This window comes from Clostridium peptidivorans (assembly GCF_900205925.1).
In the GTDB taxonomy this organism is placed as follows: Bacteria; Bacillota; Clostridia; order Clostridiales; family Clostridiaceae; genus Clostridium_AK; species Clostridium_AK peptidivorans.
Genome location: NZ_OAOD01000008.1, coordinates 1 through 25,046, shown reverse-complemented (window position 1 = coordinate 25,046; position 25,046 = coordinate 1). Strand labels below are relative to the sequence as shown.

At 31.8% G+C, this 25,046-nt stretch carries 23 protein-coding genes, 1 pseudogene and 2 riboswitches; of the genes and pseudogenes, 20 read left to right on the top strand and 4 right to left on the bottom strand.

Features of this window, described 5'->3' with window-relative positions:
* Positions 1-114: 114 nt before the first annotated feature.
* The 3 genes from CRN98_RS08330 (at position 115) to CRN98_RS08320 (ending at position 1,115) form a co-directional block, all read left to right on the top strand.
* On the top strand, positions 115-597 hold the full coding sequence (locus CRN98_RS08330) for a DUF2975 domain-containing protein (RefSeq protein WP_097026968.1): 483 nt from the start codon (positions 115-117) through the stop codon (positions 595-597).
* Positions 598-611: 14 nt separating this feature from the next.
* Complete coding sequence (locus CRN98_RS08325; RefSeq protein WP_097026967.1) at positions 612-836, top strand: helix-turn-helix domain-containing protein; 225 nt, start codon at positions 612-614, stop codon at positions 834-836.
* Between the two features lie 75 nt (positions 837-911).
* A complete protein-coding gene (locus tag CRN98_RS08320; RefSeq protein WP_097026966.1) occupies positions 912-1,115 on the top strand; it encodes a DUF3955 domain-containing protein in 204 nt (67 codons plus the stop codon).
* Between the two features lie 232 nt (positions 1,116-1,347).
* On the opposite strand, the gene CRN98_RS08315 is transcribed toward CRN98_RS08320, so the two are convergent.
* Genes CRN98_RS08315 through CRN98_RS08305 form a run of 3 tightly spaced genes read right to left on the bottom strand, consistent with a single transcriptional unit; the run spans position 1,348 to position 3,926 of the window.
* Complete coding sequence (locus tag CRN98_RS08315) at positions 1,348-2,097, bottom strand: ABC transporter permease (RefSeq protein WP_097026965.1); 750 nt, start codon at positions 2,095-2,097, stop codon at positions 1,348-1,350.
* Positions 2,091-3,056, bottom strand: coding sequence for an ABC transporter ATP-binding protein (locus CRN98_RS08310; RefSeq protein WP_097026964.1), 966 nt, complete (start codon positions 3,054-3,056; stop codon positions 2,091-2,093). Before CRN98_RS08310 ends, CRN98_RS08315 begins: the two co-directional genes overlap by 7 nt.
* Positions 3,057-3,926, bottom strand: a complete 870-nt coding sequence (locus tag CRN98_RS08305; protein WP_097026963.1) for an AraC family transcriptional regulator — start codon at positions 3,924-3,926, stop codon at positions 3,057-3,059. It abuts the gene before it with no gap.
* A 279-nt stretch (positions 3,927-4,205) separates the two neighbouring features.
* A riboswitch (glycine riboswitch) is annotated at positions 4,206-4,315 on the top strand.
* A gap of 113 nt (positions 4,316-4,428) precedes the next feature.
* Positions 4,429-4,535, top strand: a riboswitch (glycine riboswitch).
* Positions 4,536-4,634: 99 nt separating this feature from the next.
* Here CRN98_RS08305 and CRN98_RS08300 point away from each other — a divergent pair.
* From CRN98_RS08300 to CRN98_RS08285, 4 genes are all read left to right on the top strand, one after another.
* Entirely contained in the window at positions 4,635-5,666 is a 1,032-nt protein-coding gene (locus CRN98_RS08300) for a DMT family transporter (protein ID WP_097026962.1), read from the top strand.
* A 291-nt stretch (positions 5,667-5,957) separates the two neighbouring features.
* Positions 5,958-6,683, top strand: coding sequence for an MBL fold metallo-hydrolase (locus CRN98_RS08295; protein WP_097026961.1), 726 nt, complete (start codon positions 5,958-5,960; stop codon positions 6,681-6,683).
* A 98-nt stretch (positions 6,684-6,781) separates the two neighbouring features.
* On the top strand, positions 6,782-7,390 hold the full coding sequence (locus CRN98_RS08290) for a putative glycolipid-binding domain-containing protein (protein ID WP_097027060.1): 609 nt from the start codon (positions 6,782-6,784) through the stop codon (positions 7,388-7,390).
* A 176-nt stretch (positions 7,391-7,566) separates the two neighbouring features.
* Positions 7,567-10,104 (top strand): Ig-like domain-containing protein, encoded by a 2,538-nt coding sequence (locus CRN98_RS08285; protein ID WP_097026960.1) that lies wholly within the window; start codon positions 7,567-7,569, stop codon positions 10,102-10,104.
* 199 nt (positions 10,105-10,303) lie between these two features.
* On the opposite strand, the gene CRN98_RS08280 is transcribed toward CRN98_RS08285, so the two are convergent.
* On the bottom strand, positions 10,304-10,408 hold the full coding sequence (locus CRN98_RS08280) for a putative holin-like toxin (RefSeq protein WP_097026959.1): 105 nt from the start codon (positions 10,406-10,408) through the stop codon (positions 10,304-10,306).
* Between the two features lie 241 nt (positions 10,409-10,649).
* On the opposite strand from CRN98_RS08280, the gene CRN98_RS08275 reads away from it, so the two are divergent.
* The 13 genes and pseudogenes from CRN98_RS08275 to CRN98_RS08215 form a co-directional block, all read left to right on the top strand.
* Positions 10,650-11,540: an SPL family radical SAM protein gene (locus CRN98_RS08275; protein ID WP_341455801.1), complete on the top strand. Its 891-nt coding sequence runs from the start codon at positions 10,650-10,652 to the stop codon at positions 11,538-11,540.
* 97 nt (positions 11,541-11,637) lie between these two features.
* Complete coding sequence (locus tag CRN98_RS08270) at positions 11,638-12,096, top strand: glyoxalase/bleomycin resistance/dioxygenase family protein (protein ID WP_097026958.1); 459 nt, start codon at positions 11,638-11,640, stop codon at positions 12,094-12,096.
* Between the two features lie 86 nt (positions 12,097-12,182).
* A complete protein-coding gene (locus CRN98_RS08265; protein ID WP_097026957.1) occupies positions 12,183-12,989 on the top strand; it encodes an MBL fold metallo-hydrolase in 807 nt (268 codons plus the stop codon).
* Between the two features lie 234 nt (positions 12,990-13,223).
* Complete coding sequence (locus CRN98_RS08260; protein ID WP_179632047.1) at positions 13,224-14,885, top strand: sensor histidine kinase; 1,662 nt, start codon at positions 13,224-13,226, stop codon at positions 14,883-14,885.
* Between the two features lie 416 nt (positions 14,886-15,301).
* Positions 15,302-16,105: an enoyl-CoA hydratase-related protein gene (locus tag CRN98_RS08255; RefSeq protein ID WP_097026956.1), complete on the top strand. Its 804-nt coding sequence runs from the start codon at positions 15,302-15,304 to the stop codon at positions 16,103-16,105.
* Between the two features lie 22 nt (positions 16,106-16,127).
* Positions 16,128-17,447 carry a GntP family permease gene (locus tag CRN98_RS08250; protein WP_097026955.1) on the top strand — a complete coding sequence of 440 codons (1,320 nt, stop codon included), beginning with the start codon at positions 16,128-16,130 and terminating at the stop codon, positions 17,445-17,447.
* Between the two features lie 97 nt (positions 17,448-17,544).
* Positions 17,545-19,104, top strand: a complete 1,560-nt coding sequence (locus tag CRN98_RS08245; RefSeq protein ID WP_097026954.1) for an acyl CoA:acetate/3-ketoacid CoA transferase — start codon at positions 17,545-17,547, stop codon at positions 19,102-19,104.
* Positions 19,105-19,128: 24 nt separating this feature from the next.
* Positions 19,129-20,265, top strand: coding sequence for an acryloyl-CoA reductase (gene acrC, locus CRN98_RS08240; protein ID WP_097026953.1), 1,137 nt, complete (start codon positions 19,129-19,131; stop codon positions 20,263-20,265).
* Between the two features lie 10 nt (positions 20,266-20,275).
* Complete coding sequence (locus tag CRN98_RS08235; RefSeq protein WP_097026952.1) at positions 20,276-21,070, top strand: electron transfer flavoprotein subunit beta/FixA family protein; 795 nt, start codon at positions 20,276-20,278, stop codon at positions 21,068-21,070.
* A gap of 15 nt (positions 21,071-21,085) precedes the next feature.
* A complete protein-coding gene (locus CRN98_RS08230; RefSeq protein ID WP_097026951.1) occupies positions 21,086-22,126 on the top strand; it encodes an electron transfer flavoprotein subunit alpha/FixB family protein in 1,041 nt (346 codons plus the stop codon).
* 23 nt (positions 22,127-22,149) lie between these two features.
* Positions 22,150-22,599, top strand: a complete 450-nt coding sequence (locus tag CRN98_RS08225; protein WP_097026950.1) for a MaoC family dehydratase — start codon at positions 22,150-22,152, stop codon at positions 22,597-22,599.
* 130 nt (positions 22,600-22,729) lie between these two features.
* Positions 22,730-24,151 (top strand): sigma-54 interaction domain-containing protein, encoded by a 1,422-nt coding sequence (locus CRN98_RS08220; protein ID WP_242960866.1) that lies wholly within the window; start codon positions 22,730-22,732, stop codon positions 24,149-24,151.
* Between the two features lie 160 nt (positions 24,152-24,311).
* A pseudogene (locus CRN98_RS08215) lies at positions 24,312-24,671 on the top strand (amino acid permease); the annotation flags it as partial.
* Positions 24,672-25,046: the final 375 nt, after the last annotated feature.

The window sequence follows — 25,046 nt, the reverse complement described above, 5'->3', positions numbered from 1 at the left end:
TATACTTAAAATATAAAATAATAAATATATATTGATTTAGATATATTTTTTATTGACAAACGATAAATAAGCTTGTATTATAATATTGTAAATAAAAGAATCGAGGTTGATAAAATGAAAAATGATTTTAGTCCTAAAATTTTAAATGCTATTGTAGTTTTAGGAATAGCTATTACATGTATCCTTGTTTTAGCAACTCCACTTATTGTCACAGCATTTTTAAAAAGTCGTCAGTTAAACCGTGAATTATCTACAACTATTTCAATTTGCCTTTATTTACTTGAAGTTCCATATGTAATGGCTTTATTTAAACTAAAAAAACTTTGTGGTTTGGTTGTCAAAAATAATCCTTTTTCTATAGAAAGTGTTAAATCATTAAAAACCATTTCTATGTGTTGCTTTAGTGAACTGCTTATTATTATAGGATGCAAAAAATATTTAGATTACTCAGTTGAAGCTTTCAATAATCTTCCTCTAGGATTACCGCTTGCTGCATCTATAATTGTTTGTTTAACAATAGGTTTTCTATGCATAGTATTATCTCAACTATTTGAAATTGCTATAAAAATTAAAGAGGAAAATGATGAAACAATTTAGAAAGGGATGTTATCATGCCAATTATAGTGAATCTTGATGTAATGATGGCTAAAAGAAAGATTAGCTCTACGCAGCTTTCAGAAAAAATGGGAATAACTATGGCTAATCTTTCTATTTTGAAAAATAGCAAAGCAAAAGCAATTCGTTTTTCTACACTAGAATCATTATGCAAAATTTTAGAGTGTCAGCCAGGTGATATTTTAGAGTATGCAGATGAAAATGATAGTAGATTAAAATAATATCAGTATTTTATAAATAAAATTAAACATAAAAAAATCTAAAAAATTAACTTGATTAAAAGGGAGGAATTTTCAATGAAAAAATACATTGTATCTTTAATATCGCTTATTATATCCTTTGGTTGTATAGTTGCTTATAATATCATAGGATCTAAAGTTGCTGAGGATGGTACTTTAATAGAACCATTTTTCTTAATACCAATAGCTTGGTTATTTGTGGCTATTGCTGTACTTTCTGGGGTGATAATCTTTATATCAACATCCGTTCGCAAGCATTAAAAATTTATTAAAGATATATAATTTTAAAAATAGCTTAAAATATAATCGTATTAACTAAAATAATTGAAGTATTAAACTATTTTTAAATATATATTATAATATTGAAAACTCTTACCTTAACAATATGGGTAAGAGTTTTTTATTTTTTAAGGAGGCAATAACCATGATAGCAGTTAGCTATTTGAGAGAGCGTAAAAAAGTAACATAAGTAAATGAGCTTTTTACTAAAATTTTAGTTAGCTGTTTCTTTTTTTAACCTCCATATCGCTAATAAAAAACTTAGAGCACACATTACTATAAATAATAAAATTACAGGTAGTATATCTGAGAATAAGATAGTATTTCCAATTATTAAACTACGTAATACGTTAATAATATGTGTAAAAGGATTTATTAATACGATTGTTCGCAAAGTACCGGTTAAACCTTCAAGAGGAAATAGTGCTGTACTTAAAAAGAAAAGTGGTAATACAATTGAATTCATTATTGTTTCGTAAATTACTTCATTAGGGAGTAACAAGCTCATATAATATGAAAGTCCTGACATAAAAAATCCAGTCATAAAGATAAGTAAAATAATTAGTAATATTCCAATTAACCCTGTTTCAATTCTAACAGAAAAAAAGAGGCTCACAACATATAAAATGGCTATTTCTAAAAATGAAACTAATATTGCCTCTAACATTTGTCCTAAAATAATTGATTTTCGGTTAATAGGAGCAATTAAAATCCTATAAAAACTACCATTAGATCTCATAATGAAATTTATAAATCCACAACTACAACAAGCACCAAATATCACCAGAACAATGATTCCAGGAAGGATAAAAGCAGTGTAATTTTGGATTCCTAAATCTTGCATTGTATGACTAGCAACCGTACTATACATTACTAACCATAGAAGCGGCTGAATTATAGTAAAAACAATTGATAAAGGATTTTCAAAACGCCATTTCATATTTCGCCATAGAATATTTAACACTTTGATTCCTCCATTCTATTTTTAACTGAATTTGTTATTATAAGAAAAATATCTTCTAAGCTTGGCTCTGTAATTTCAATTCCATTAAATTTTATATCATTGTCTAAAAGCCATTTATTAATTTCAGTTAAAGCGCTAGTATTATTATTAGCTAATGATATAAATACAGATTTATTTTCTAAGATAGTAAATTTAGTATTATACATATTATTTAAAATATTTTTATATTTTTTAGCTTCTTCGTTAGTAGGAAAAATAATACGTAACATATTTTGTTTTATATAATTTCCTAATTCTTCTCTTGAACCTTGTGCTAATATTTTTCCCTTTTTCATAATGCATATTGTATCACTTAGAAAGTCGGCTTCCTCAAGATAATGAGTAGTAAGAAAAATTGTCGTTCCTAGTTTATCACGTATTTTTAAAAGCATTTTCCACATTGCTGCTCTTGATTCTACATCCATGCCTACTGTAGGCTCATCTAAAAATAAAATTTTAGGTGAAGAAACTAGATTCATGGCAATGTCAAGCCTACGTTTTATGCCACCAGAATAAGAAGAGGTGGGATATTTTAAATAATTAGAAAGATCAAAAATATCTATTAATGTTTTTATTCTTTGTTCAGCCTCTTTAGGCTTAACTTTATATAGTCTACTTTGGAAAATCATATTTTCCATTAGAGAAAGATGTTCGTCTATTGAAACTTGTTGTGAAACACAAGCTATTTGATTTCTTACCCAATGAGGGTTTTCAGATAAACTTTTTCCTAAAACATTTATTGTACCAGAAGTAGCATTATAAAATGTTGTTAAAATGTTAATCAGTGATGATTTGCCAGCTCCATTTGGACCAAGAAGAGAAAAGATTTCTCCTTTTTTTACTGTTAAATTCAAATCATTTAATGCTCTAACCCCATTTTTATAATGTTTATTTAGATTTTTAATTTCGATTGCAAACATCTATTCCACCTCTTCTACTTTATTAATTGCTATCCAAACCTCTGAATGACCAGCAGCAATGTTAGACTTGGTTATTGGGTATATTTCTATATCTGGTAATCCTGCATATTCATAGTTTGAGAATGGGAGCCATTCTGTAAGAAATTTTCTAAATATGCTCTGAATAGATTCTTTAAAATTACCATTACATTCAAAAATGACCCAAGTTGCTGATGGAATAGTGTATTCTATCATATTTTCTGGAGTATCCTTATTTGTAGAAGTAGCTATATAATAATAAATTTCTTTAGGATTTTCATATACTGATACACCAAGAATGCCATTAGGGGATTGATTATTTAAGCTACAAATTTTAAGATACTCATCATTTTTGAATGTTTCATTCCAAAATTCAGGAACTACTTTAAAATTGTATTCAACATTTTCTTGTAAACTAGTTCTTATTCCTACAATTCGAATAGGCTCTTTTTTTTCTATTCGATACTTCATACTTTCACCTCCCATAATTGATATTGAAAAACTGATTCTTGGATATGCTTCTAGTAGAGTTCCTTCTGTCCTTGCAAGAGTTGGTGCCACCCCATGAACACTTTGAAACGCACGATTAAAAGCAGTTGGTGAGGTATAACCATACTTCAGTGCTATGTCCATAATTTTAATTTCTTTAGTTTGTAGTTCAAATGCAGCAATTGTCATACGTCTACGTCTTATATATTCAGCTAAAGGAATACCTGCAATATATGTAAACATACGTTGGAAAGAGTAAGTAGAGCAACCTGCTATTTTTGATATTTCATCATAAGAAATAGCTCCATTCAAATTATTTTCTATATAATCAATAGATTGACTTAATTTTTTAAACCACTCCATATCATCGCCTCCTAAATAAAGTTTAACATGATAAAAAATATATATCCTCTCTTTTATTGCACAATTTTGTAAGCTAATATTTTTATAGAAGAACATGAAAAGATTTAAAAGGCTAAAAGACAGTAAGTGTCTTTTGCAAATATTAACGAATTTAACGAAAACAGTAGTAAAAGCGTGGAAATCAACTGTAAATATAATGAAAGTGATACAAACATCGTTGACAATTATATTTTTTTAATTGTACAATGTAAACGATGTATGAATTGAATAATTTACTAGTTGAAGGATATAAGAGAGAGTTTAAAGTTTTAAACCGCCGAAGGGACAAGTTTTATTTTATCCCAATGAAATAAAGTGAAATTCTCAGGCAAAAGGATTATATCTGGATAGACTCTGGATACAAACAGAGAGAGCAAACTTGGGGTTTGTTCTCTCTTTATTTTTTTATCTTTTTATGAGAATAGCTATTCCAATATATAAAACTAAATATATACTATACTAGGTGAAAGATATAAGAGAGAGCTTAAATTTTTAGGCCGCCGAAGGGACAAACTTTTTTATCCCAATAAAAAAAGCGAAATTCTCAGGCAAAAGGATTATATCTGGATAGACTCTGGATTTAAACAGAGAGAGCAAACTTGGGGTTTGTTCTCTCTTATTTTTTTTCCATGAAATCACATAAAAAAATTCACAGAGAGGAGATATTTTATGGAAAATTATAACAATGTTAAAAAGGGTTATTTCTATGCGTTACTTGCAGGAGCTTCTTGGGGTGCTATGGGGATTTTCGTAAAGAACTTAGCTGATCTTGGATTTGATTCCATGACGATATCATCTTTTAGGCCCACTGTTGCGGCAATAGTTTATATTATTATTAACCTAATAAAAGATCCAAAATGCTTTAAAACAGATTTAAAAGGACTGCTACTATTTGCTATTTATGGTGTGTTTGCCTTAGATGGGATGTTTATTGCTTCTACTTATGCAGTTAAGTATACAGGAGTTGCTACTGCTTCAGTTTTATTATTTATTAATCCTATTATTGTGGTAGTTTTATCTTATTTTATATTCAAGGAGAAATTCACAGTTAAAAAATTTATAGCTTTAATATTAGCTATAGTAGGCTGCTGTCTAGTAGTAAAAGCATATGATAGTACTGCTTTCAAATTGAATTTAATAGGCATTATATGGGGAGTAACTTCTGGCTTTGCAGTTGCACTTCAAAATATTTTAGGTAAAATAGGTATAAAAAAATATTCATATAAAACTCATTTAATATATTCATTTTTATTTGGAGCAATATTTTTATGGTTCTTTGCACCACCATGGACATTAGTAACATCAGTTAAGGATACATCTTCATTAGTTAATATTATTGGACTTGGAGTTGTTGCTACTCTTGTACCAAATTGTTCAATTGTTAAATCTCTTCAATATATTGAATCAGGTAAAGCAAGTATTGTAGCAAGTATAGAACCTGTAGTAGCTTCGATATTAGCATTTATAATATTTGGTGAATTGTTCGAAATTCCTCAGTTAATAGGTATAGTTTTGATTATGTCTTCGATAATTCTAATTCAGCTAAAGGGGAAAGCAGAAAATATTCAAGAAGATAAAATATCTTCTGACATAAGTAATATTACAAGTGATGAACTGATTGAGGAGATGAATACTGGAATAAAAGATAATCCTAATATTAAGGGAAAATTAAAAAGTCCAAATAGTATTTACACTTCATAAGAATTGAATATCAATGATAACGTAATAAGTTATCTAGGAACAAAGGAGGGAGTATCTGCAAAGGTATTCCTTCTTATGTTGTGCCAATAAGTGTTGGTATACTTATCTTAGGAGTAATTTCAACAGCGAGAAAATGATGTTTATATAGCGATTATATGGTAAAATATAAATGTTTGTATTATGGATTTTTAATAAAATATTTAAAGATTATTTATATTAACTGTATGTAAATATGTCATAACTGATGGGGTAATTAGCTAAAGCAATTTAATTTTAAAGGAGAAAGAAAATATGGAACTAAAAAAAATATCTGATAGAATTTATTACTTACCTAACGAAGAAGAAAATGATAGACCAGTTCTTGGATATATCAAAGGAGATAAATATTCATTGGCTATAGATGCAGGTAATTCATCTAAGCATGTAGAAAAATTTTATTCTGAATTAAAAAATGCAAATTTGAAATTGCCAGATTATACAGTGATTACACATTGGCATTGGGATCATACATTTGGCATGCATTCAGTAGCAGGGAGGACAATTGCAGGAAAATTGACAAATGACAAATTAAAAGAAGTTGTAACATGGCAGTGGTCTGATGAGGATATGAAAAATAGACTTAAAGCAGGGAAAGACATTGAAATGTGTGATAGATGCATCAAAGTGGAGTATTCAAACAGACAAGAGATAAAAGTAGTCCCTGCAGATATAGAATTTAGCGGAAGTTTAAAAATTGATTTAGGTGGAGTTCATTGTGAACTAATTGAAAGTGAGGCACCTCATTCAGAAGATTCCGTATTAGTTTATGTACCAGAAGAAAAAACGTTGTTCGTTGGTGATGCAAATTGTGAAGATTTCTATAATAACAATGGTAATTATGATAAAGATAAGTTAGAATCTTTTATTGCACTAATGAGAAAAATTCATTTTGATACTTATGTTTGGGGACATGATGAACCACAAACGAAGAATGAAGCAATTACATATTTAATAGAACAATTAGAAAAGATAAAATAGATTTAGAAAAATAGACAGTTCACTTTAAGTCGCATATAATAGTTAACTGAAAATGGTATTGATATAATTGATGGGGACAGGTGTTTGTAACAGAGGTGATGGTATTAATGAATGAAGAAAGTAAAATTACAGTAGATGTAATGTGGAAGAGACTTAATGAGTCAGGATTGGAGCATTTATTTTTATTAAAAGATGATGAATGTATTACAGCAAATTCAGTTATTCTAACAATGAGAGAAGATAAGCCAATTCGTATATTGTATAATATATACTGTAATTTAGACTGGAAAGTTAGGAAGTTTGATGTACAGATATTTGATGGTAAACATAGAAACATTGTATTACAATCAGATGGAAGTGGAAATTGGACAACTGATACTGGTAAATTAGTAAAAAGCTTAGAGGGCTGCATAGATATTGATATTTCTGCTACTCCTTTTACTAATACAATTCCAGTTAGGCGCTTATCATTAAAATCAGGAGAATCAAGAGAAATAAAAGTAGTTTATATTGATATTTATAATTTTAATTTAAGACCTGTAAACCAGCGCTATACTTGTGTGGAGTCAAATCTAAATGGTTGTAAATATAGATATGAAAATCTAAATAGTGGGTTTACAGCGGAATTTTATGTAGATAAAGATGGACTTGTTATAGATTATCCGAATTTATTTAAAAGAGTTTATAATACTGGAAGAAAAAAATAATTATATTAAAATAGCAATAAAATAGGATTTGCTGTGATTAAGAGAGAATCGTCAGAGATGATGGTTCTTTTTTAGTTCATATTTTAAAACAATGCTAATGTCATAAGAAAATAAAGGAGGATAATACAATAAAATGTAGAATTATAATAAATGAATAATATTAAAGGAGATTAAGGATGAGTATTAAAAAAACTGGAAAGATATTTTTAATTTTGGTAATAGCATCTATGATAACTTTTAACCTGCCGTTTACACTTAATACACCTGCAAGTGGGTTATTAGCTGCAAATAAAGTAGCAGCAAAAGCAGCAAGTGCAGCAATAACAATAACCTCAATAGATGATATAAATGAAACAATAAACATAAATGGCAGTTATACATTACCAAGGACAGTAAAAGCAACAATGAGTGATGGAAGCACTAAGGATGTAAGAGTAAGCTGGAATCCATCAAGAGTAACAACAAATAAAGCTGATACATATACTCATAGTGGAACAGTTTCAGGATATAGTAGTAAAGTAAAATTAACATTAACAGTGGTTCCAATAACTTCAATAGAAGATATAAGTAAAACAGTATACATAAATGACAGCTACACATTGCCTAAAGAAGTAAGCGCAACAATGGGTGATGGAAGTACTAAATCTTTAAAGGTAAGCTGGAGCCCATCAAGAGTAACAACAAATAAAGCTGGTACATATACTTATAATGGAACAGTTTTAGGTTATAGCAGCAAAGTTAAATTAACATTAGCAGTAATCGGAGTAACTTCAATAGATGATATAAATGAAACAATAAACATAAATGACAGTTATACATTACCAACCACATTAACTGCTACAATGGGAGATGGAAGTACTAGGGATGTAAAGATAAACTGGAGTCCATCAAGAGTAACAACAAATAGGGACGGTACATTTACTTATAATGGATCAGCTTTGGGGTATAATAGCAAGGTTAAATTAACATTGACAGTAAAACCAATAGCTTCAATATCTGATATAGATGGAACAATAAATATAAATGACAGTTATACATTACCAGCCACATTAACTGCAACAATGGGAGATGGAAGTACTAGGGATGTAAAGGTAAACTGGAGTCCATCAAGAGTAACTACAAATAAGGCCGGTACATTTACTTATAATGGATCAGTTGCAGGATATAATAGTAAGGTTAAATTAACATTAACGGTAAAACCAATAGCTTCAATATCTGATATAGATGAAACAATAAATATAAATGATAGTTATACATTACCAACCACATTAGCAGCTACAATGGAGGATGGAAGTACTAGGGATGTAAAGGTAACCTGGAGTCCATCAAGGGTAACCACAAGTAAATCAGGTACGTTTACGCACAGCGGAACAGTTGATGGATATAATAGCAAGGTTAAATTAACATTAACAGTAAAACCGATAGCTTCAATAGAGAATATAAATGAAAAAGTATATATAAATGACAGCTATACACTACCAACCACATTGACAGCCACAATGTATGATGGAAGTACTAGATCTGTAAAGGTAACATGGAGTCCATCAAGACCAGCTACAAATAAAGCTGGCACATTTACTTTTAATGGAACAGTTGTTGGATATGATAGTAAAGTTAAGACCACATTGACAGTAGTTGGAATAGATTCAATAGATGAGATAAGTGAAATAGTAAATTTACATGACAGCTATACGCTACCAACCACAGTAACAGCAATGATGGGTGATGGAACTACAAAGTCTTTAAAAGTAACTTGGAATCCAACAAAGGTAGCTACAAATAAGGCAGGTGCGGTTACTTATAATGGAACAGTTGCTGGGTATACTAGTAAAGTCAAGTTAACATTAATAGTAAATCCAATAACAGCTATAGATGCAAGAGTAAGTGCAACAGCAAACGTAAATGATGTGTATACATTACCAAAGACAGTAATAGCAACAATGAGTGATGGGAGTACAAAACCTGTAGAAGTAAAGTGGAGTCCAACCAAAGTAAATACAAGTAGAGCGGGAACATTCACTTATACTGGAACAATAGATGGATATAATAGTAAAATTAATTTCACATTAAATGTAAACCCTGTAACCCTAGTAAGTCAAAGCGTAAATCTAGGTGATAATTATACATTACCAACAAAAGTAACAGCAAAAATGAGCGATGGAAGAACAATGCGTGATGTTGGTGTAATATGGGACAGCTCAGTAGTTGATACAAGCAAGCTAGGAACATACACATATACTGGTACACTAAATGGATATATCAATAAGGTTAAGTTAACCTTAACAGTTAAAGAAGGCAATCCTATTAAATCAGTAGCCTTCAATACAATTACTAAGCCTACTTATTCTAAAGTATATAATTATGGATCAGCGTTAGATGCTACTGAGTCAGTAGGTAAGGACCCAATTATTAAGGGTATTACACTTACAAGCTCACAAGCTAAATCAATTAGGTTAGATATAAATAACACAGCGGATACTATCTATAATGCTTTATACATTGATAAAAATTCAGATGGTAATTATGATAAGGGAACTGATCAGATTATTGGACAGTTCACAATTGTAGCAACAGGTAGGTTTGCAAATACTTATAATGGCTTATCAGATGGTATCAAAGTAGTAGCAGGAGATAACGGAATTTTACTCTTTAATGTTTATAATGTGGATGGAAGCAAAGTTAAATATTCTACTAAAGTTTCGGTGAGATTTTAACTTATAGTACCATAATCTAAATAAATTATAAAATATAAGTTCATTTTTAGAAAATATTTGATATAATATAAATGTAAACGAGCAAAATAAAATAGGGTGCTGGTAACACCCTATAATATACAATTCTAGTTGTTTAGGCAACTGATATCACTATTAAATGATTAATTAAAATAGTAGCTGACCAATTGCGAGATGGGGGCTACTGTTTTTTTGCGATTTTTTCTATAAGTAACACTATTAAAGTTAATAGCGAAATTAAGAATAATCCACCTTCGAATAACAACATTAAAACATCATTACTCATCTTATCACCTCCCGTTAGTAGGGATGAGTGACATCAAGTAGCCCACATCCAACTATATTGAACTGTACTAGAAAATTATACCATATTTTTCATAAAAATTCTATAATGTAGTTAAATTTCAGATTAAAGATTCTAGAAAACATGAATACTACTAAGATTATCTTGATAATATATGAATATAAGGATAAAATTAGTAGATAAGATGATTTATATAATCACTGTTACCCGTGGAGGTGAAAAAGTGGCAAAGTATAAAGAAATTACGTGCACTATAGCCTGCAATAAATTGAAGCGTAAAATTCCCTTCGCTTGGGATTTAAACATATATCGTGGATGTGAGCACGGCTGCAAATATTGCTATGCTATGTACTCTCATCAATATTTGAATTCAGAACAATATTTTGATGACATATATGTAAAAACAAATATTGTTGAGCAGCTAGAGCAGCAGCTTAAAAGTCATTCTTGGAAAAGAGAAGTTGTAAATATAGGCGGCGTTACTGACAGCTACCAGCCAATAGAAGCTAAGTATAAGCTTATGCCTGATATATTAAAACTTATGATTAAATATAAAACTCCTTGTATTATATCAACAAAATCTGATTTGATTTTACGGGACTATGATTTAATTGCAGAGCTTGCCAGCATTACCTATGTAAATGTGGCAGCTACTATTACCTGTATGGATGAAAGTATCCGTAAGCTTATTGAACCAAAGGGAGCGGAGTCAATAAAAAGATTTGCAATGCTAAAGGAGTTTGCAAAAACAAATGCTTCTACAGGGCTTCATTTTATGCCAATCATTCCCTACATTACCGATGGATACGAGAATATTAATTCCCTATACGCACATGGAGCAGATTGCGGAGTGGATTATGTTTTACCAGGAGTACTTTATTTAAGAGGAAAAACCAGAGAAGTGTTCTTTGATTTTATTAAACGAGAATTTACCAATTTATATGAGCCTTTACAAACTTTATATAAGACAGGCGGAGCAACAAAGGAATATAAAGACAAGTTGTATAGCACTGTCAATGAGTTGAAGGATAAATACAAGCTTTCAAGCAGTTATACGAAACCCATGAAAGAAAAACTAAATCAATCCAGAAATGAGCAGTTATCTTTTCTTTAACCATATTTTATCTAGATAGACAAATATTCTAGGGGGGTTCTAAAAAGGGATTTGTAAGAGTGGCATAGAATATATTCATATAATGGGAGGTATTGATATGGAATTTAAATTGGCACTACTAGCAGTTAAAGATGTTAATGTTTCTAAGAAGTTTTATGGAGAACTTTTTAATCAAAAGGTTGTTCTTGATTTTGGACGAAATGTAACATTCAGTGGTGGATTTGCAATACAAGAGGATTTTGCATGGCTTACAAATTTGCCTGCTGATTCTGTTATAGAGAAGTCAAATAATATGGAATTGTATTTTGAGGTAGATGATTTTGATGTATTTATGCAAAAGATGAAACATTATGGAAATGTTGAATATGTTCATCAGCCTAAGAAATATGAGTGGCAACAACGTGTTGTTCGTATTTATGATCCAGACCATCATATTATAGAGATAGGAGAATCCATGGCAGTTATAGCAAAACGTTATCTTGCTGAAGGCTATTCCATAGAGGAAACGTCAAAAATTATTCAGCATCCCATTGAATTTGTTGAAATGTGTAAATAAGAATAATGAGCATTATCTTTATCATAGGAGTTCATTTTGAAGGCCAATATAGATGACATTCTTGTGGAGATGAAGGAGATGAAAATGTGAAGCTAAAAGTTTTAGTAGATAACAATACATATATTGATCAATATTATTGTGGGGAACCTGCTGTTTCATATTATATTGAAGATGAGGATACTAGACTATTATTGGATGTGGGATATTCTGATTTGTTTATGAAAAACTCAAATGCCTTAGGTGTAGATTTGGAAAGTGTAACTACTATCGTTATTTCGCATGGACATGATGATCACACAAGAGGATTAAAATACTACTTTGAACAAAATTATAAAAATAATATTTCTATTATTGCTCACCCAGATGCATTTAAAGAAAAAATAGTAGGCAACTTAAAAATTTGTTCTCCTATCTTAGAAGAAGAACTAAAAGAAAAATGTAATCTAATTCTTTCAAAAAAACCCATTAAGGTTAGTAAAAACATAACTTTTTTAGGAGAAATACCACAAATAAATCACTTCGAGGAGAGAAAAGCTATTGGTAAACAAATCGACGACAAAACTTCAGTTGATGACTATGTAAGAGATGATACTGCACTTGTTTATAAGAGCGAAAGTGGTATTTATATTATTACAGGATGCTCTCATAGTGGAATATGCAATATAATAGAATACGCAAAAGAAGTGTGTAAAGATAATAGAGTATTAGGAGTTATAGGAGGATTTCATTTATTTGAAGTAACTAAGCAGGTTAATAAAACTATCGATTATCTAAAGCAGAACAACTTAAAGGAATTATATCCTTGTCATTGTACTTCATTTGCTGTTAAAGCAGAAATACATAACGCTTTGCCTGTGAAAGAAGTTGGTGTAGGGTTAGAAATAAACTGGTAAAGGTATCGAATTGAAAAAAATGTAAACTTTTTGAAAAGGCTCCTCAAGGAGCCTTTTTTTTATACGAAAATTAATTAACAGTAATCTACTATGGATTATTTTGTAAATTGAAAAACAGAAAATTTGTAATTTTCTTTCAATTTTAGAGGAGTTTTTACTAATAATATAGAAATAATAATTAACATAATTCATTTTAAATATTATTCTAACTAGAGGGTGAGAGGGGTAGTTATATTGTATGAAGATGAAAATGTAAACTTTTTAAAAAAACGTATTGAAGAATTAGAAAAAAAATTAGAAGAAACAGAGGCTAAATTACTCAAAAGTGAATATTTATTTAAAAGTGTTATTGAACTGTCACCAGTTTGTATTTATGTTCATAGAGGAGAAAAGTTATACTATACAAATAAAGCTGGGGCTAAGCTGGCTGGTGCGGATAAGCCTGAAGACATTATAGGAACATCTTTAAAACCCATGATAAGCATTCATCCTGATTACAATGATATATCAAAGGAGAGAGCAAAAATATTGCTGAGTAATGAAACTAGTGTACCCTACATGGAGCAAAAATTTATAAAAAGTGATGGTACTATAATGTATGGTGAAGTTGCAGGTGTCTCTTTTATGTGTGATGGTGTTATGAATTTATTAACTGTAATTCAAGACGTAACAAAAAGAGTAGAATTAGAACAGGCTTTTAGAGAAAGAGAAGAATTTTTTAGAGGAACTTTTGAAAATGCGGCTGTAGGCATGGTTCTAGTAGATCTCAAGGGTAAAGCTATAAAGGTTAATAACTCAATATGTGAAATTATGGGTTATTCTAAAGAGGAGCTACTTGAAAAAAGTGTTTATGATGTAACTCATCACGAAGATATAAGTAAAGAGTTAGATAATGTATATAAGTTGTTAGAAAATAAAATACACTTCTATAATATGGAAAAACGATTTTTGCATAAAGATGGCCGCATTGTCTGGAGTGTTTTAAGCGTTTCATTAGTCAGAAATCATCAAGGAGTACCTTTATATTTTATATGTCAGATTCAGGATATAACCAATATAAAACAAGCAAAAGAAGCATTAGAATATGATAGGTTGAAAACAGAGTTTTTTGCTAATATATCTCATGAATTAAGAACACCTATAAATATAATTTATAGTTCAATACAACTTCTAAATATGTATATGATAAACAATCAATTGGCAGATAATGCAAGTAAAGTTAAAGGATATTTAAATATAATGAAGCAAAATTGCGGCAGGACAATAAGACTAGTTAACAATCTCATTGATACTACTAAAATGGATGCAAACTTTTATAATTTAAATTTGGAAAACCATAATATAGTTAAAATTATTGAGGATGTTACTTTGTCCACTGCAGAATATATAAAGGATAAGGGAATAGATCTGACCTTTGATACAGATATAGAAGAAAAAATAGTTGCCTGTGATGCAGATAAGATTGAAAGAATTATTCTCAATTTGCTTTCCAATGCTGTTAAGTTTACAGAAAAAAACGGAAAAATTGATGTATCTATACAGGATAAGGAGAAATATATTAAGGTTTCTGTAAAGGATAATGGCATAGGTATCCAAAATGATAAAATTAAATTAATATTTGAACGATTCGGCCAGGTAGATAAATCACTTATGAGAAATCATGAGGGAAGCGGAATTGGGTTATGTCTAGTAAAGTCTTTTGTAGAAATGCATGGAGGAGAAATAACAGTCAGAAGTAAATATGGACATGGAAGTGAATTTATTGTACAGTTACCTACAAAAGTTATTAAGGAAGAAAATGTAGAGGAGCAAAATAAAGGATTGCACAAAGCAAAGGAAGGATTTAATAACCATATTGAAAGAGTAAACATTGAGTTTTCTGATATATATTTATAGACTTGCCAATCGTCACACAGGTGCTGCTCACCGGGAAAGGGATAAATTCTTTAAAAAGCGTAGATAAATTTATAAAATGTAGAAAAAATTCTACAAGTATTAGTAAAATAGTAACAAAGATTGAAATGTAACGAGTTCCAATAATGCTAAATTGTATTTAAAACTATAAATTTTTTAAGTTGTAGAAAAAGTCCTACAATATTAAAGATTTAATTATCCTTTATAAGTTATAAAATTAACTTATAAAGGATAATTTTTGTTTGAAATTTATCTATATTATTCAACCCTCATGCTTGACATGGGGGTTTTTGTATTAAAATTAATTTTTAAAAATTTTTTATATAAAAAGATAATGTTACTTTTTTGGCAAAGATATTGCTTTATATATAAGTGCAAAGATAAAGGAGGGTGTTTTTATGAAAGAAACAGCATTAAAGGATTTAAGTCTTGAAAATATCAAGGTGAATATTGAAGAAAATGTAGCAATTGTAACTATGAGCCGTCCAAAGGCTCTAAATGCATTAAATAATCAAACTTTGAATGAGCTAAGTGCCATTATCGAAAGCATAAGTGTAGATAAAAACATTTTAGGTGTTATTATCACAGGAGAAGGGAAAGCATTTGTTGCAGGAGCAGACATTGCACAGATGAGACCTTACAAAGCAGACGAGGGAAGAAATTACGCGGAGTATGCTCAAAGCGTATTTAACAAAATTGAAGCTCTTGGAAAGCCTGTAATTGCAGCAGTTAATGGCTATGCTCTTGGAGGGGGATGTGAGCTATCAATGAGCTGTGATTTGAGAATTGCTTCTGAAAAGGCTGTTTTTGGACAACCGGAGGTAAACTTAGGCGTTATTCCTTGCTTTGGTGGAACACAAAGATTACCTAGGCTTATAGGCAGCGGACGAGCAAAAGAACTCATTTACACAGGAAGAATGGTAAAGGCTGAAGAGGCACTTCTCATAGGCCTTGTAAATAAGATAGTTCCAGCTGAAGAGCTTCTAAATGAAGCAAGAAACATGATGGTGAGTATTATTTCAAAGGCTCCAATGGCAATTAAATACGCTAAGATATCCATTAATAAGGGAGCTGATTTAGACTTAGCTAATGCACTTGAACTTGAAAAGGATTTAGCAGCACTTACATTTGCTTCAGAAGATAAAGATGAAGGTATGGGAGCATTCCTTGAAAAAAGACCTGCTAAGTTTAGTAATAAATAAAAAAATGGAAGGGGGTTAAAGTATGTCAGGTTCAGAAATTATAAGTTTAATTGGTATTATAGTAGCACTTGCACTATTAATGTACTGGGTAATGAAGGGTGTTAATATTTTCATCATAGCTATAACCTGTTCTGCTATTGTTGCCTTAACTGGAGGTATTAATTTATATACTGCTTTAAAAGAAAATTATATGGCAGGATTTGTTAGTTTCTTTAAGGCTAATTTCTTGATTTTCTTAACCGGTACATTAATGGGGAAAATGTACGAGGTTACAAATGGCGCTAAGGCAATAGCAAAAATGATTGTTAAAACCTTTGGTACGAAAATGGCTTTAATTTCAATTCCTTTGGCTTGTGGAATCATCTCCTACGGCGGAGTTAGCGTTTTTGTTGCCAGTTTTGCAGTATTTCCTATTGCCCTGGAGGTTTTTAAAGAAGCAGATTTACCTAGAAGATTTATTCCAGGTGCACTGACATTTGGATGCTCTACATTTGCTATGGTTGCTCCTGGTGCTCCTCAAATTCAAAATGCTATTCCAGCTCAAACACTAGGCACCGATCTAATGGCGGGTGCAGTAAACGGATTTATTTCAGCCTTTGTCATTCTTATAGTTGGAGCAATTATGTTATATAGAATGGTAAATAAAGCAAAGGCAAATGGTGAGCACTTTGTAGCGAAATCTGTTGATAATTTTCATGATAACTCAAAACTTCCAAGTGGAATTGCGGCTTTAATTCCATTAATCATTACAATAATATTAATAAATGTTAAAGTTAACGGCAAAGTGCTGCTTCCTCTTGAAGCAGGTGTATTTGCTGGCACCGTAATAGTATTTATTATTTTAAATAAATATCAAGATAACAAAGAAGTTATAAATAATATAGGAGAAGGCTGCAAGACTTCTGTATTTGCAATTAGTAATACCTGCGCTGTTGTTGGTTTTGGTGCAGTAGTTAAAGCAGCTATAGCATTTCCAGCTATTGTTGATGCAATGGTTAATATTCCTGGACCAGAATTTGTAGGTATTGCTGTAGGTACAACAGTTATAGCAGGTATATGTGGTTCTGCATCTGGAGGCCTGGGAATTGCAGCTCCTCTAATAGGACCTGTTTATTTAGCAAGAGGTGTTGCAGCAGGAGCAATCCATAGAACAATGGCTATTTCATCCGCAGCACTTGATTCACTACCACACAATGGATACGTAGTAACAGTTACAAATGGTTTATGCAATGAAACGCATCATGATGCATATGGTCCAATATTCTGGCTAACAGTAGTTGCTCCACTAATTGGTTCTGTAGTTGCGGTTATTTTATTTACAATGTTCCCATTCCTTCCATAGAAGAGTGAGTATAAAAGTATGTACGGACATAATTTAACTTATGTCCATATATCTGTATTAATTGATAATTTTATTTAACTTAAAGGAGGTTTATAGTATGAGTAAAATAATTACAGCTAGGCAAGCTGCAGAAATGGTTAAAGATAACATGACAATTGGTATTGGAGGTTTTACAAGCTTTGGGATTCCAGAAGATTTATTAATAGCCCTGCAAAATAGATATATTGAAACAAAGTCGCCTAAGAATCTCTTTGTTTTTCACTGTGCAGCGGTTGGTGATGGAGGGGAAAGAGGCGCTAATCATCTTGGGGAAGAAGGTTTAGTTAAAAAACTTGTATGTGCACATATTGGTTTGGAGCCAAGACTAAATAAATTAACTGTTGAAAATAAATTAGCAGCTTTTATGATTCCTCAAGGGGTTACATCTCATATGCTTAGAGCAATTGCAGGAGGAAAACCAGGAGTTTTAACTCATATTGGCTTAAAAACCTTTGCAGATCCTAGAATTGAAGGCTGTAAAGCAAATGAGGCGGCTATTGATTCTGGGGAAGAGGTTGTTTCAATAGTGAACATAGAAGGTGAAGATTATCTACTTTATAAATCTTTCCCTATTAATATTTGTTTTATTAAAGGCTCATTAGCTGACGAAAGTGGGAATATTTCCTTATGCAGAGAGGCGCTGATTTCTGATCAATTAGAAATGGCGGCTGCAACTCATAATTCAGGAGGTATTGTTATAGCTCAAGTTGATCAAATTGTTGAAAAGGGAAGCATAAAAGCACATGATGTTAAGGTTCATGGCTTTATGGTTGATTATATTGTAGAAGGTAGCAAAGAAAATAGTCTTCAGACATATGCATATGCGCACTATAGGCCAGAATTATCAGGTGAAACAAAGGTGCCTTTAGCATCTATTGAGCCTATGAAATTAGATCAAAGAAAGGTTTGTGGAAGAAGAGGTGCTTTAGAGCTAAAACCTAATTGTCTTATTAATTTAGGTATTGGTGTTCCAGAGTCTGTGGCGGCAGTTGCAGGGGAAGAGGGATTTGCAGATAAGATTACACTTTCAATTGAATCAGGTGCTCTTGGTGGTGTACCTACAGGTGGTATTGCAATTGGCGGTTCTGTTAATCCTGAATCTATATATAAGCAGCCTGATATATTTGATGTTTATGATGGTGGTGGAGTGGATATGTCATTCCTTGGTGCTGCTGAGATTGATGCTTTAGGTAATGTTAATGTATCTAAATTTGCAGGAAGAGTTGTAGGTCCTGGTGGATTTATAAATATATCACAAAATGCTAAGAAAGTATGTTTTACAGGAACTTTTAAAGCTGGAAAAATGGAAGTTGAAATTAAAGATGGAAAACTTAATATTATAAAGGATGGAAAGGGCATAAAGTTCAAAAAAGAACTAGAACAGATTACCTTTTCAGGTGAATATGCAACTGAAACTGGACAGCAGGTTTATTATATAACAGAAAGAGCCGTATTTAAGCTTACCCAAAATGGAATTATGCTTATTGAAATTGCTCCAGGAGTTAATTTAGAGAAAGATATTCTTGCAAATATGGAGTTTAAGCCACTCATCGCAGAGGATTTGAAGTTAATGGATGAAAGAATATTTAACGATGAGAAGATGGGACTTTCACTTTAAAATTAGAAAATAGGAGGATATAATATGGATTTTAAGTTAACAGATGCACAACGTATGTTACAAAAGGTTGCAAGAGAGTTTGCAGAAAAGGAAGTTCAGCCTATTGCAGCTGAAATTGATAAGACAGGAAGATTTCCACGAGAGACCTTTGACAAAATGGCAAGGATAGGATTCACAGGAATTGGAACACCTTTAGAATATGGAGGATCAGGTGGAAATGATATTGATAAAGTTATAGTAGTTTCAGAAATAGCTAAAAAATGTGGAGCTACAGCTGCTATTCTTTCAATACACACAGTTTTTTCTTCTATTATTCAAAAGTTTGGTTCTGAAGAACAGAAACAAAAATATTTGCCACAGGTAACAAGTGGAGGATGCCTTGGTGCTTTTGCTTTAACAGAGCCTAATGCGGGTTCAGATGCAGGCGCTGCTAAAACAACGGCCATATTAGATGGAGATGAATATATTCTTAATGGAACTAAATGTTTTATTTCTGGTGGAGGACAGGCGCAATATTTAGCTATAATTGCATCAACGCAGCCAGAAAAAGGCCTAAAAGGCTTATCTACAATTGTTGTAGAAAAGGGAACTCCAGGTTTTACTATAGGTAAGATTGAAGATAAGATGGGCATTCATGCCTCAGAAACTGTAGAGCTTATATTTGATAATTGCCGAGTTCCAAAGGAAAATCTTGTGGGAGTAGAAGTCAAGGGATTCATGATGGCAATGAATGCTCTTGACGGTGCTAGAATTGGTATCGGTGCTCAAGCCCTTGGCATAGCTGAAGGTGCTTTAGAAGAAAGCGTAAAATATATGAAGGAAAGAGTTCAATTTGGTAAGCCTCTTACAGCTCTTCAAGGTCTTAGCTGGTATATAGCAGAGATGGCAACTAAGATTGAAGCAGCCAGATGGTTAGTTTACTATGCTGCTCACTTAAAGACAATTGGAGAGAAACACACTAAGGAGGCAGCTATGGCTAAATTAAATGCAGCGGATACAGCAAGAGTTGTTACAAATCTTGCATTGCAAATTCACGGTGGCTATGGCTATATGAGGGATTATCCACTAGAAAGAATGTATCGTGATGCAAAGATTACTGAAATATATGAAGGTACTTCTGAAATTCACAAATTAGTAATTTCAAGAGAAGTATTAAGCTAGGAGGAGAAAAATGAATATCATTGTATGTTTAAAACAGGTTCCAGATACAAATGAAGTTAGAATTAATCAAGAAACAGGGACACTTATAAGAGATGGTGTTCCAAGTATTATCAATCCTGATGATAAAAATGCCCTTGAGGCAGCCCTTGCAATTAAAGATGAAAAGGGCGGCAGGGTTACTGTAATTAGCATGGGACCTCCTCAAGCAAAAGATGCATTAAGAGAAGCCCTTGCCATGGGTGCTGATGAGGCAGTTTTAATAAGTGATAGAGCTTTTGGTGGTTCTGATACATGGGCTACTGCTACTATTATTGCAGCAGCAATTGAAAAGGTTGGAAATTACGATATTATACTTTGTGGAAGACAGGCCATTGATGGTGATACAGCACAGGTTGGGCCAGAAATTGCTGAATTTTTAGGGGTTCCACAAATAACATATGCTAAGGAAATCAAGGTAGATGAGGAGAAAGTAACAGTAACAAGGTTTACAGAAACAGGAGATTATATAATAGAAGCAAAATTACCAGTACTTTTAACAGCCATTAAAGAATTGAATACTCCAAGATATCCAAGTGTAAAAGGCATATTTAAGTATTATGCACATGAATCTGATGAAATTACTGTTTGGAGTTTTAATGATTTAGAAGTTGACCCTACGCAAATTGGTCTTAAGGGTTCTCCAACTAATGTATTTAAATCCTTTGTACCAACAAAGTCTAAAACAGCAGAAATTATTGATGGAATAAGCGGAAAAGAAAAAGCAGCTATTTTAGTAAATAAGCTTGCTGATCTGAAGCTTATATAGGGGGTAGGTGCAAATATGGAAAGAGCAAAAGTAAATCAGGATATTAATTTAAATAATTATAATGATGTTTGGGTAATTGGTGAGCAAAGAGAAGGAAAGATTCATCCTGTAACCATTGAATTAATTGGTGAAGCAAAAAAGCTTGCAAGCGAAATTAATAAAAAGGTAGCAGTTGTTGTTGCAGGATATGGAATTGATGAGGAAGTAAATAAGCTTCTTAATTATGGAGCAGACAGAGTTTTATACATCTGCAGTCCATTATTAAAGATTTTTTCAACCGATGGATATGCACTTTCTGTTTCAAATCTTATTCTTGAGAGAAAACCTGAAATTGTACTAGTTGGAGCTACATCAATAGGAAGAGATATAGGGCCTAGAATTGCAGCTAAAATTGGTACAGGACTTGTTGCTGACTGCACAAAGCTTGAAATTGATCCTGAAGATGGGAAAATTCTTCAGACAAGACCTGCTTTTGGAGGCAATTTAATGGCAACTATCATCTGTCCTAAAAATAGACCTCAAATGGCTACAGTAAGACCTGGGGTGATGAAAAAAGCAGCCCATGTGGATAATTTTACTGGAGTTATTGAAAAAATAATTCCTGAAATTACTGAGGAAGATATTACAGCTAAGGTTGTTGAAATTATAAAAAGCGGCAGAAGAAGGGTAGATCTTACGGAGGCAAAAATTATTGTATCCGGGGGACGTGGAGTAAAGGGACCTGAAGGTTTTGAACTCATTAAAGCCCTTGCTGACAAATTAGGAGGGGAAGTTGGTTCTTCTAGAGCCTGTGTTGATGCAGGATGGATAGATAGTATGCATCAGGTAGGACAGACAGGTACAACAGTAAGACCAGAAATTTATTTTGCTTGTGGTATCTCTGGTGCTATTCAGCATTTAGCTGGTATGAGCGAATCAAAATATATTGTAGCAATTAACAGTGATAAAACAGCTCCTATTTTCAAGGTTTGCGATTTTGGAATTGTGGGAGATTTAAAAGAAGTAATACCAGCTATGATTGAAGAAATAGAAAGAAATAAGGAATTTGAGATTTAAATTTATAGTGAAAGGTAGGGGGGATGAATAGTATGATAGATGAAAATAGCTTAAATATGAGTGGGTACAGCATTAATGAAATTTATATTGGCATGAAAAAAAGTGTAACAAAAACTATTTCAGAGGCAGATGTGTATACCTATGCAGGTTTAATTGGTGACATTAACCCAGTACATGTAAATGCTGAATATGCTAAAACAACAAGGTTTGGTGAAAGAATCGTTCATGGAATGCTTACGGCATCATTCTTTTCAACAATTGTCGGTATGCTTATTCCTGGTGCAGATGCCATTTATTTAGGTCAAACATGTAAATTTTTATTGCCAGTTAAGTTTGGAGATACAATCACAGCTACAGGTGAAGTTATTTCCATGCGTCCTGAAAAGAAAATTGCTGTAATGAGAACCACTGTTGTTAATCAAAGAGGGGAATTAGTCATTGATGGTGAAGCCACAGTTATGGCTACAAAATAAAGTTAATAAATATTTAAATAAGCAGGCGCTATGTCTGCTTATTTTTTATATATTGTTCATGCAGTTCTTGTAAATTTATGGTATAATAATATTTAATTGTTTTTAGTATAAAAACGGGGGTGAAAATAAGATGAGTAGTGATATGAATAATTTAGAGCATTATAAGTTAATTTTTAATGAGATTTTAGATATGACTGAGGACGGCTTCGTAGTAACTAAAGTTGATGGAACTATATTTGATATAAATAATTCATATTGCGATTTTTTAGGTACCACAAAAGAAAAAGCTATTGGTCATAATATCGAAGAATTTATAAAAAACACTAAGATGCGGGAAATAGCTAGTTCTGGCATGAAGGAAGTAGATGTAATTCATCCTCTAGTTCATGGACAGCATTATAATGGAGATAAGTTTTTATTTGTAACTAGGGCTCCAGTTAAGGAAAATGGTAAAGTAATAGCGGCAGTAGCTCAAGTTAAATTTAGGATTCAAACACTTAACTTATCTCAAAAATTATACAAACAGGATCAGGAATTAAAATATTATAAGGATGAGCTTCAAAGACTAGGAGAAAGTAAATTTGATTTTAATTGTATACTCGGGGAAAGTGAATCTTTTATTGAGGTAAAAGAATTAGCTAGAAAAGCATCTAGGAGCAATTTAGCAGTTTTAATAAATGGAGAAACTGGCACCGGAAAAGAGGTTTTTGCAAATGCAATACACTATGCCTCTGATAGAAAAAACAACCCTATCATAAGAATAAACTGTGCTGCAATTCCAGATGAACTTTTAGAATCAGAGCTTTTTGGTTATGAAGAAGGCTCTTTTACTGGAGCTAAAAAGGGTGGGAAAAAGGGTAAATTTCAACTTGCTCATAAGGGAACAATATTTTTAGATGAGATAGGGGACATGCCCCTTCATATGCAGGCAAAACTTCTTAGAGTGCTACAGGAAAATGAAATTGAAAGAATTGGAGGGTATGAACCTATACCAATAGATGTAAGAGTTATTGCTGCAACTCATCAAGATTTAAGAAAATTAATTAAGGAAAAGAAATTTAGAGAAGATTTATTTTATAGATTAAATGTTATAAACATAAAAATACCCCCTCTAAGACAAAGAAAAGAAGATATACTGCTATTCATAAATCACTTCTTAGGTGGACTCAACAAAAAGTATAAAACTGATATTACTATATCTCAAAGAGCAATAGAATTATTATTAAATCACAAGTGGCAAGGAAATATAAGAGAGTTAAAGAACGTTATTGAAAGTGCCTATGTTCTAACTGAAAAGGATATATTAGGAGTTAAGCATTTACCATCAAATTTAATAACCTTTGCTCCAAATGCAGCTTCTGAGGTTAAAGGCGGTACTTTAGATTTTATATTAAATGAATTTGAAAAAGATATAATTTTAGAGTCATTGATGGAAAATAACTATAAAATTTCTAAGGCAGCTAAGGACTTAGGCATACACAGAACCACATTATATAAGAAGTTAGAGAAACTTAATATTAAATTTTCTAAAGCAGTTGAAGTGGAAGAATAAGTGCCACCCAGGTGGCAAGTGGCAAGTGAGAAATAAATGATACTTTACTGTGGAGGATAAATCATAGATAGAATATTGGCTAAAGAAAGGCTTATAAAAATAGGGTAAAGGTTTTAAGTGCAGAGCAGAAGCTCTGCACTTTTTATTTAAATCTTTTTTAACATTTGCAGATGAAGGTCATGCTCCTGAATGGTTAATAGATGAAAGTAATGTTCCTAGACGTGGGATATTATTTTCTGGTTTTGCCATGCTTTTAGGATTAGGTTTTGGTATGCTGCTTCCTAGAGTGTATTTATTCTTGATAAGCTCTGGTGGTTTTGCTTTGCTTTTTACATATGCAGCAATTTTAGCTACCCATATACGCTTTCGTAAGATTAATGGATGTCCTCCAGAAGGAAAATGTCAAATATCGGGCTACCCATATACCTTAATAAGTATGATTATTATTATTTTAAGTATGCCATTTATTCCTGGGAAGGCATCAGGACTTATAGCAGGATTTATATTAGTTTATTTATATGGCAATAAGATTAGTTAATGTAAACTTTATCTAGTGTGTCAGTATATGAAACTTTAAGTATATGGTCGGATAATGAGTAATGATGCATTTAGTTTTGTTTAATGGTATTTAATAAAAATAGTGCATGAATAATCTCATGGTAAGATGATATTCGTCGCTGAGATGAGCGGCAAACAAGAAACATGAAAAACATTTAAAAAGTCAATAAGATTTTGAAAAAAAATACTAGTTGACAAGCTTAAATGAAGATGATAAGATATAAAAGTCGCTTGGAGCGACAGGGTCTTTGAAAATTGAACAGAGAATAGAAACCAGTCAATTACTTAACAGTTAAATGTTAAGAAACGCGATGAGCGAAACAGATTAAACTTTTAA

Excerpts from the sequence above, each read along its gene's own strand:
- CRN98_RS08280 (WP_097026959.1), bottom strand. The coding sequence starts at position 10,408 with ATGAGTAATGATGTTTTAATGTTGTTATTCGAAGGTGGATTATTCTTA.
- CRN98_RS08285 (WP_097026960.1), top strand. The coding sequence starts at position 7,567 with ATGAGTATTAAAAAAACTGGAAAGATATTTTTAATTTTGGTAATAGCA.
- CRN98_RS08295 (WP_097026961.1), top strand. The coding sequence starts at position 5,958 with ATGGAACTAAAAAAAATATCTGATAGAATTTATTACTTACCTAACGAA.
- CRN98_RS08305 (WP_097026963.1), bottom strand. The coding sequence starts at position 3,926 with ATGGAGTGGTTTAAAAAATTAAGTCAATCTATTGATTATATAGAAAAT.
- CRN98_RS08230 (WP_097026951.1), top strand. The coding sequence starts at position 21,086 with ATGGAAAGAGCAAAAGTAAATCAGGATATTAATTTAAATAATTATAAT.
- CRN98_RS08330 (WP_097026968.1), top strand. The coding sequence starts at position 115 with ATGAAAAATGATTTTAGTCCTAAAATTTTAAATGCTATTGTAGTTTTA.
- CRN98_RS08220 (WP_242960866.1), top strand. The coding sequence starts at position 22,730 with ATGAGTAGTGATATGAATAATTTAGAGCATTATAAGTTAATTTTTAAT.
- CRN98_RS08235 (WP_097026952.1), top strand. The coding sequence starts at position 20,276 with ATGAATATCATTGTATGTTTAAAACAGGTTCCAGATACAAATGAAGTT.
- CRN98_RS08320 (WP_097026966.1), top strand. The coding sequence starts at position 912 with ATGAAAAAATACATTGTATCTTTAATATCGCTTATTATATCCTTTGGT.
- CRN98_RS08300 (WP_097026962.1), top strand. The coding sequence starts at position 4,635 with ATGGAAAATTATAACAATGTTAAAAAGGGTTATTTCTATGCGTTACTT.
- CRN98_RS08250 (WP_097026955.1), top strand. The coding sequence starts at position 16,128 with ATGTCAGGTTCAGAAATTATAAGTTTAATTGGTATTATAGTAGCACTT.
- CRN98_RS08245 (WP_097026954.1), top strand. The coding sequence starts at position 17,545 with ATGAGTAAAATAATTACAGCTAGGCAAGCTGCAGAAATGGTTAAAGAT.
- CRN98_RS08255 (WP_097026956.1), top strand. The coding sequence starts at position 15,302 with ATGAAAGAAACAGCATTAAAGGATTTAAGTCTTGAAAATATCAAGGTG.
- acrC (WP_097026953.1), top strand. The coding sequence starts at position 19,129 with ATGGATTTTAAGTTAACAGATGCACAACGTATGTTACAAAAGGTTGCA.
- CRN98_RS08290 (WP_097027060.1), top strand. The coding sequence starts at position 6,782 with ATGGTATTAATGAATGAAGAAAGTAAAATTACAGTAGATGTAATGTGG.
- CRN98_RS08310 (WP_097026964.1), bottom strand. The coding sequence starts at position 3,056 with ATGTTTGCAATCGAAATTAAAAATCTAAATAAACATTATAAAAATGGG.
- CRN98_RS08325 (WP_097026967.1), top strand. The coding sequence starts at position 612 with ATGCCAATTATAGTGAATCTTGATGTAATGATGGCTAAAAGAAAGATT.
- CRN98_RS08225 (WP_097026950.1), top strand. The coding sequence starts at position 22,150 with ATGAATAGTATGATAGATGAAAATAGCTTAAATATGAGTGGGTACAGC.
- CRN98_RS08270 (WP_097026958.1), top strand. The coding sequence starts at position 11,638 with ATGGAATTTAAATTGGCACTACTAGCAGTTAAAGATGTTAATGTTTCT.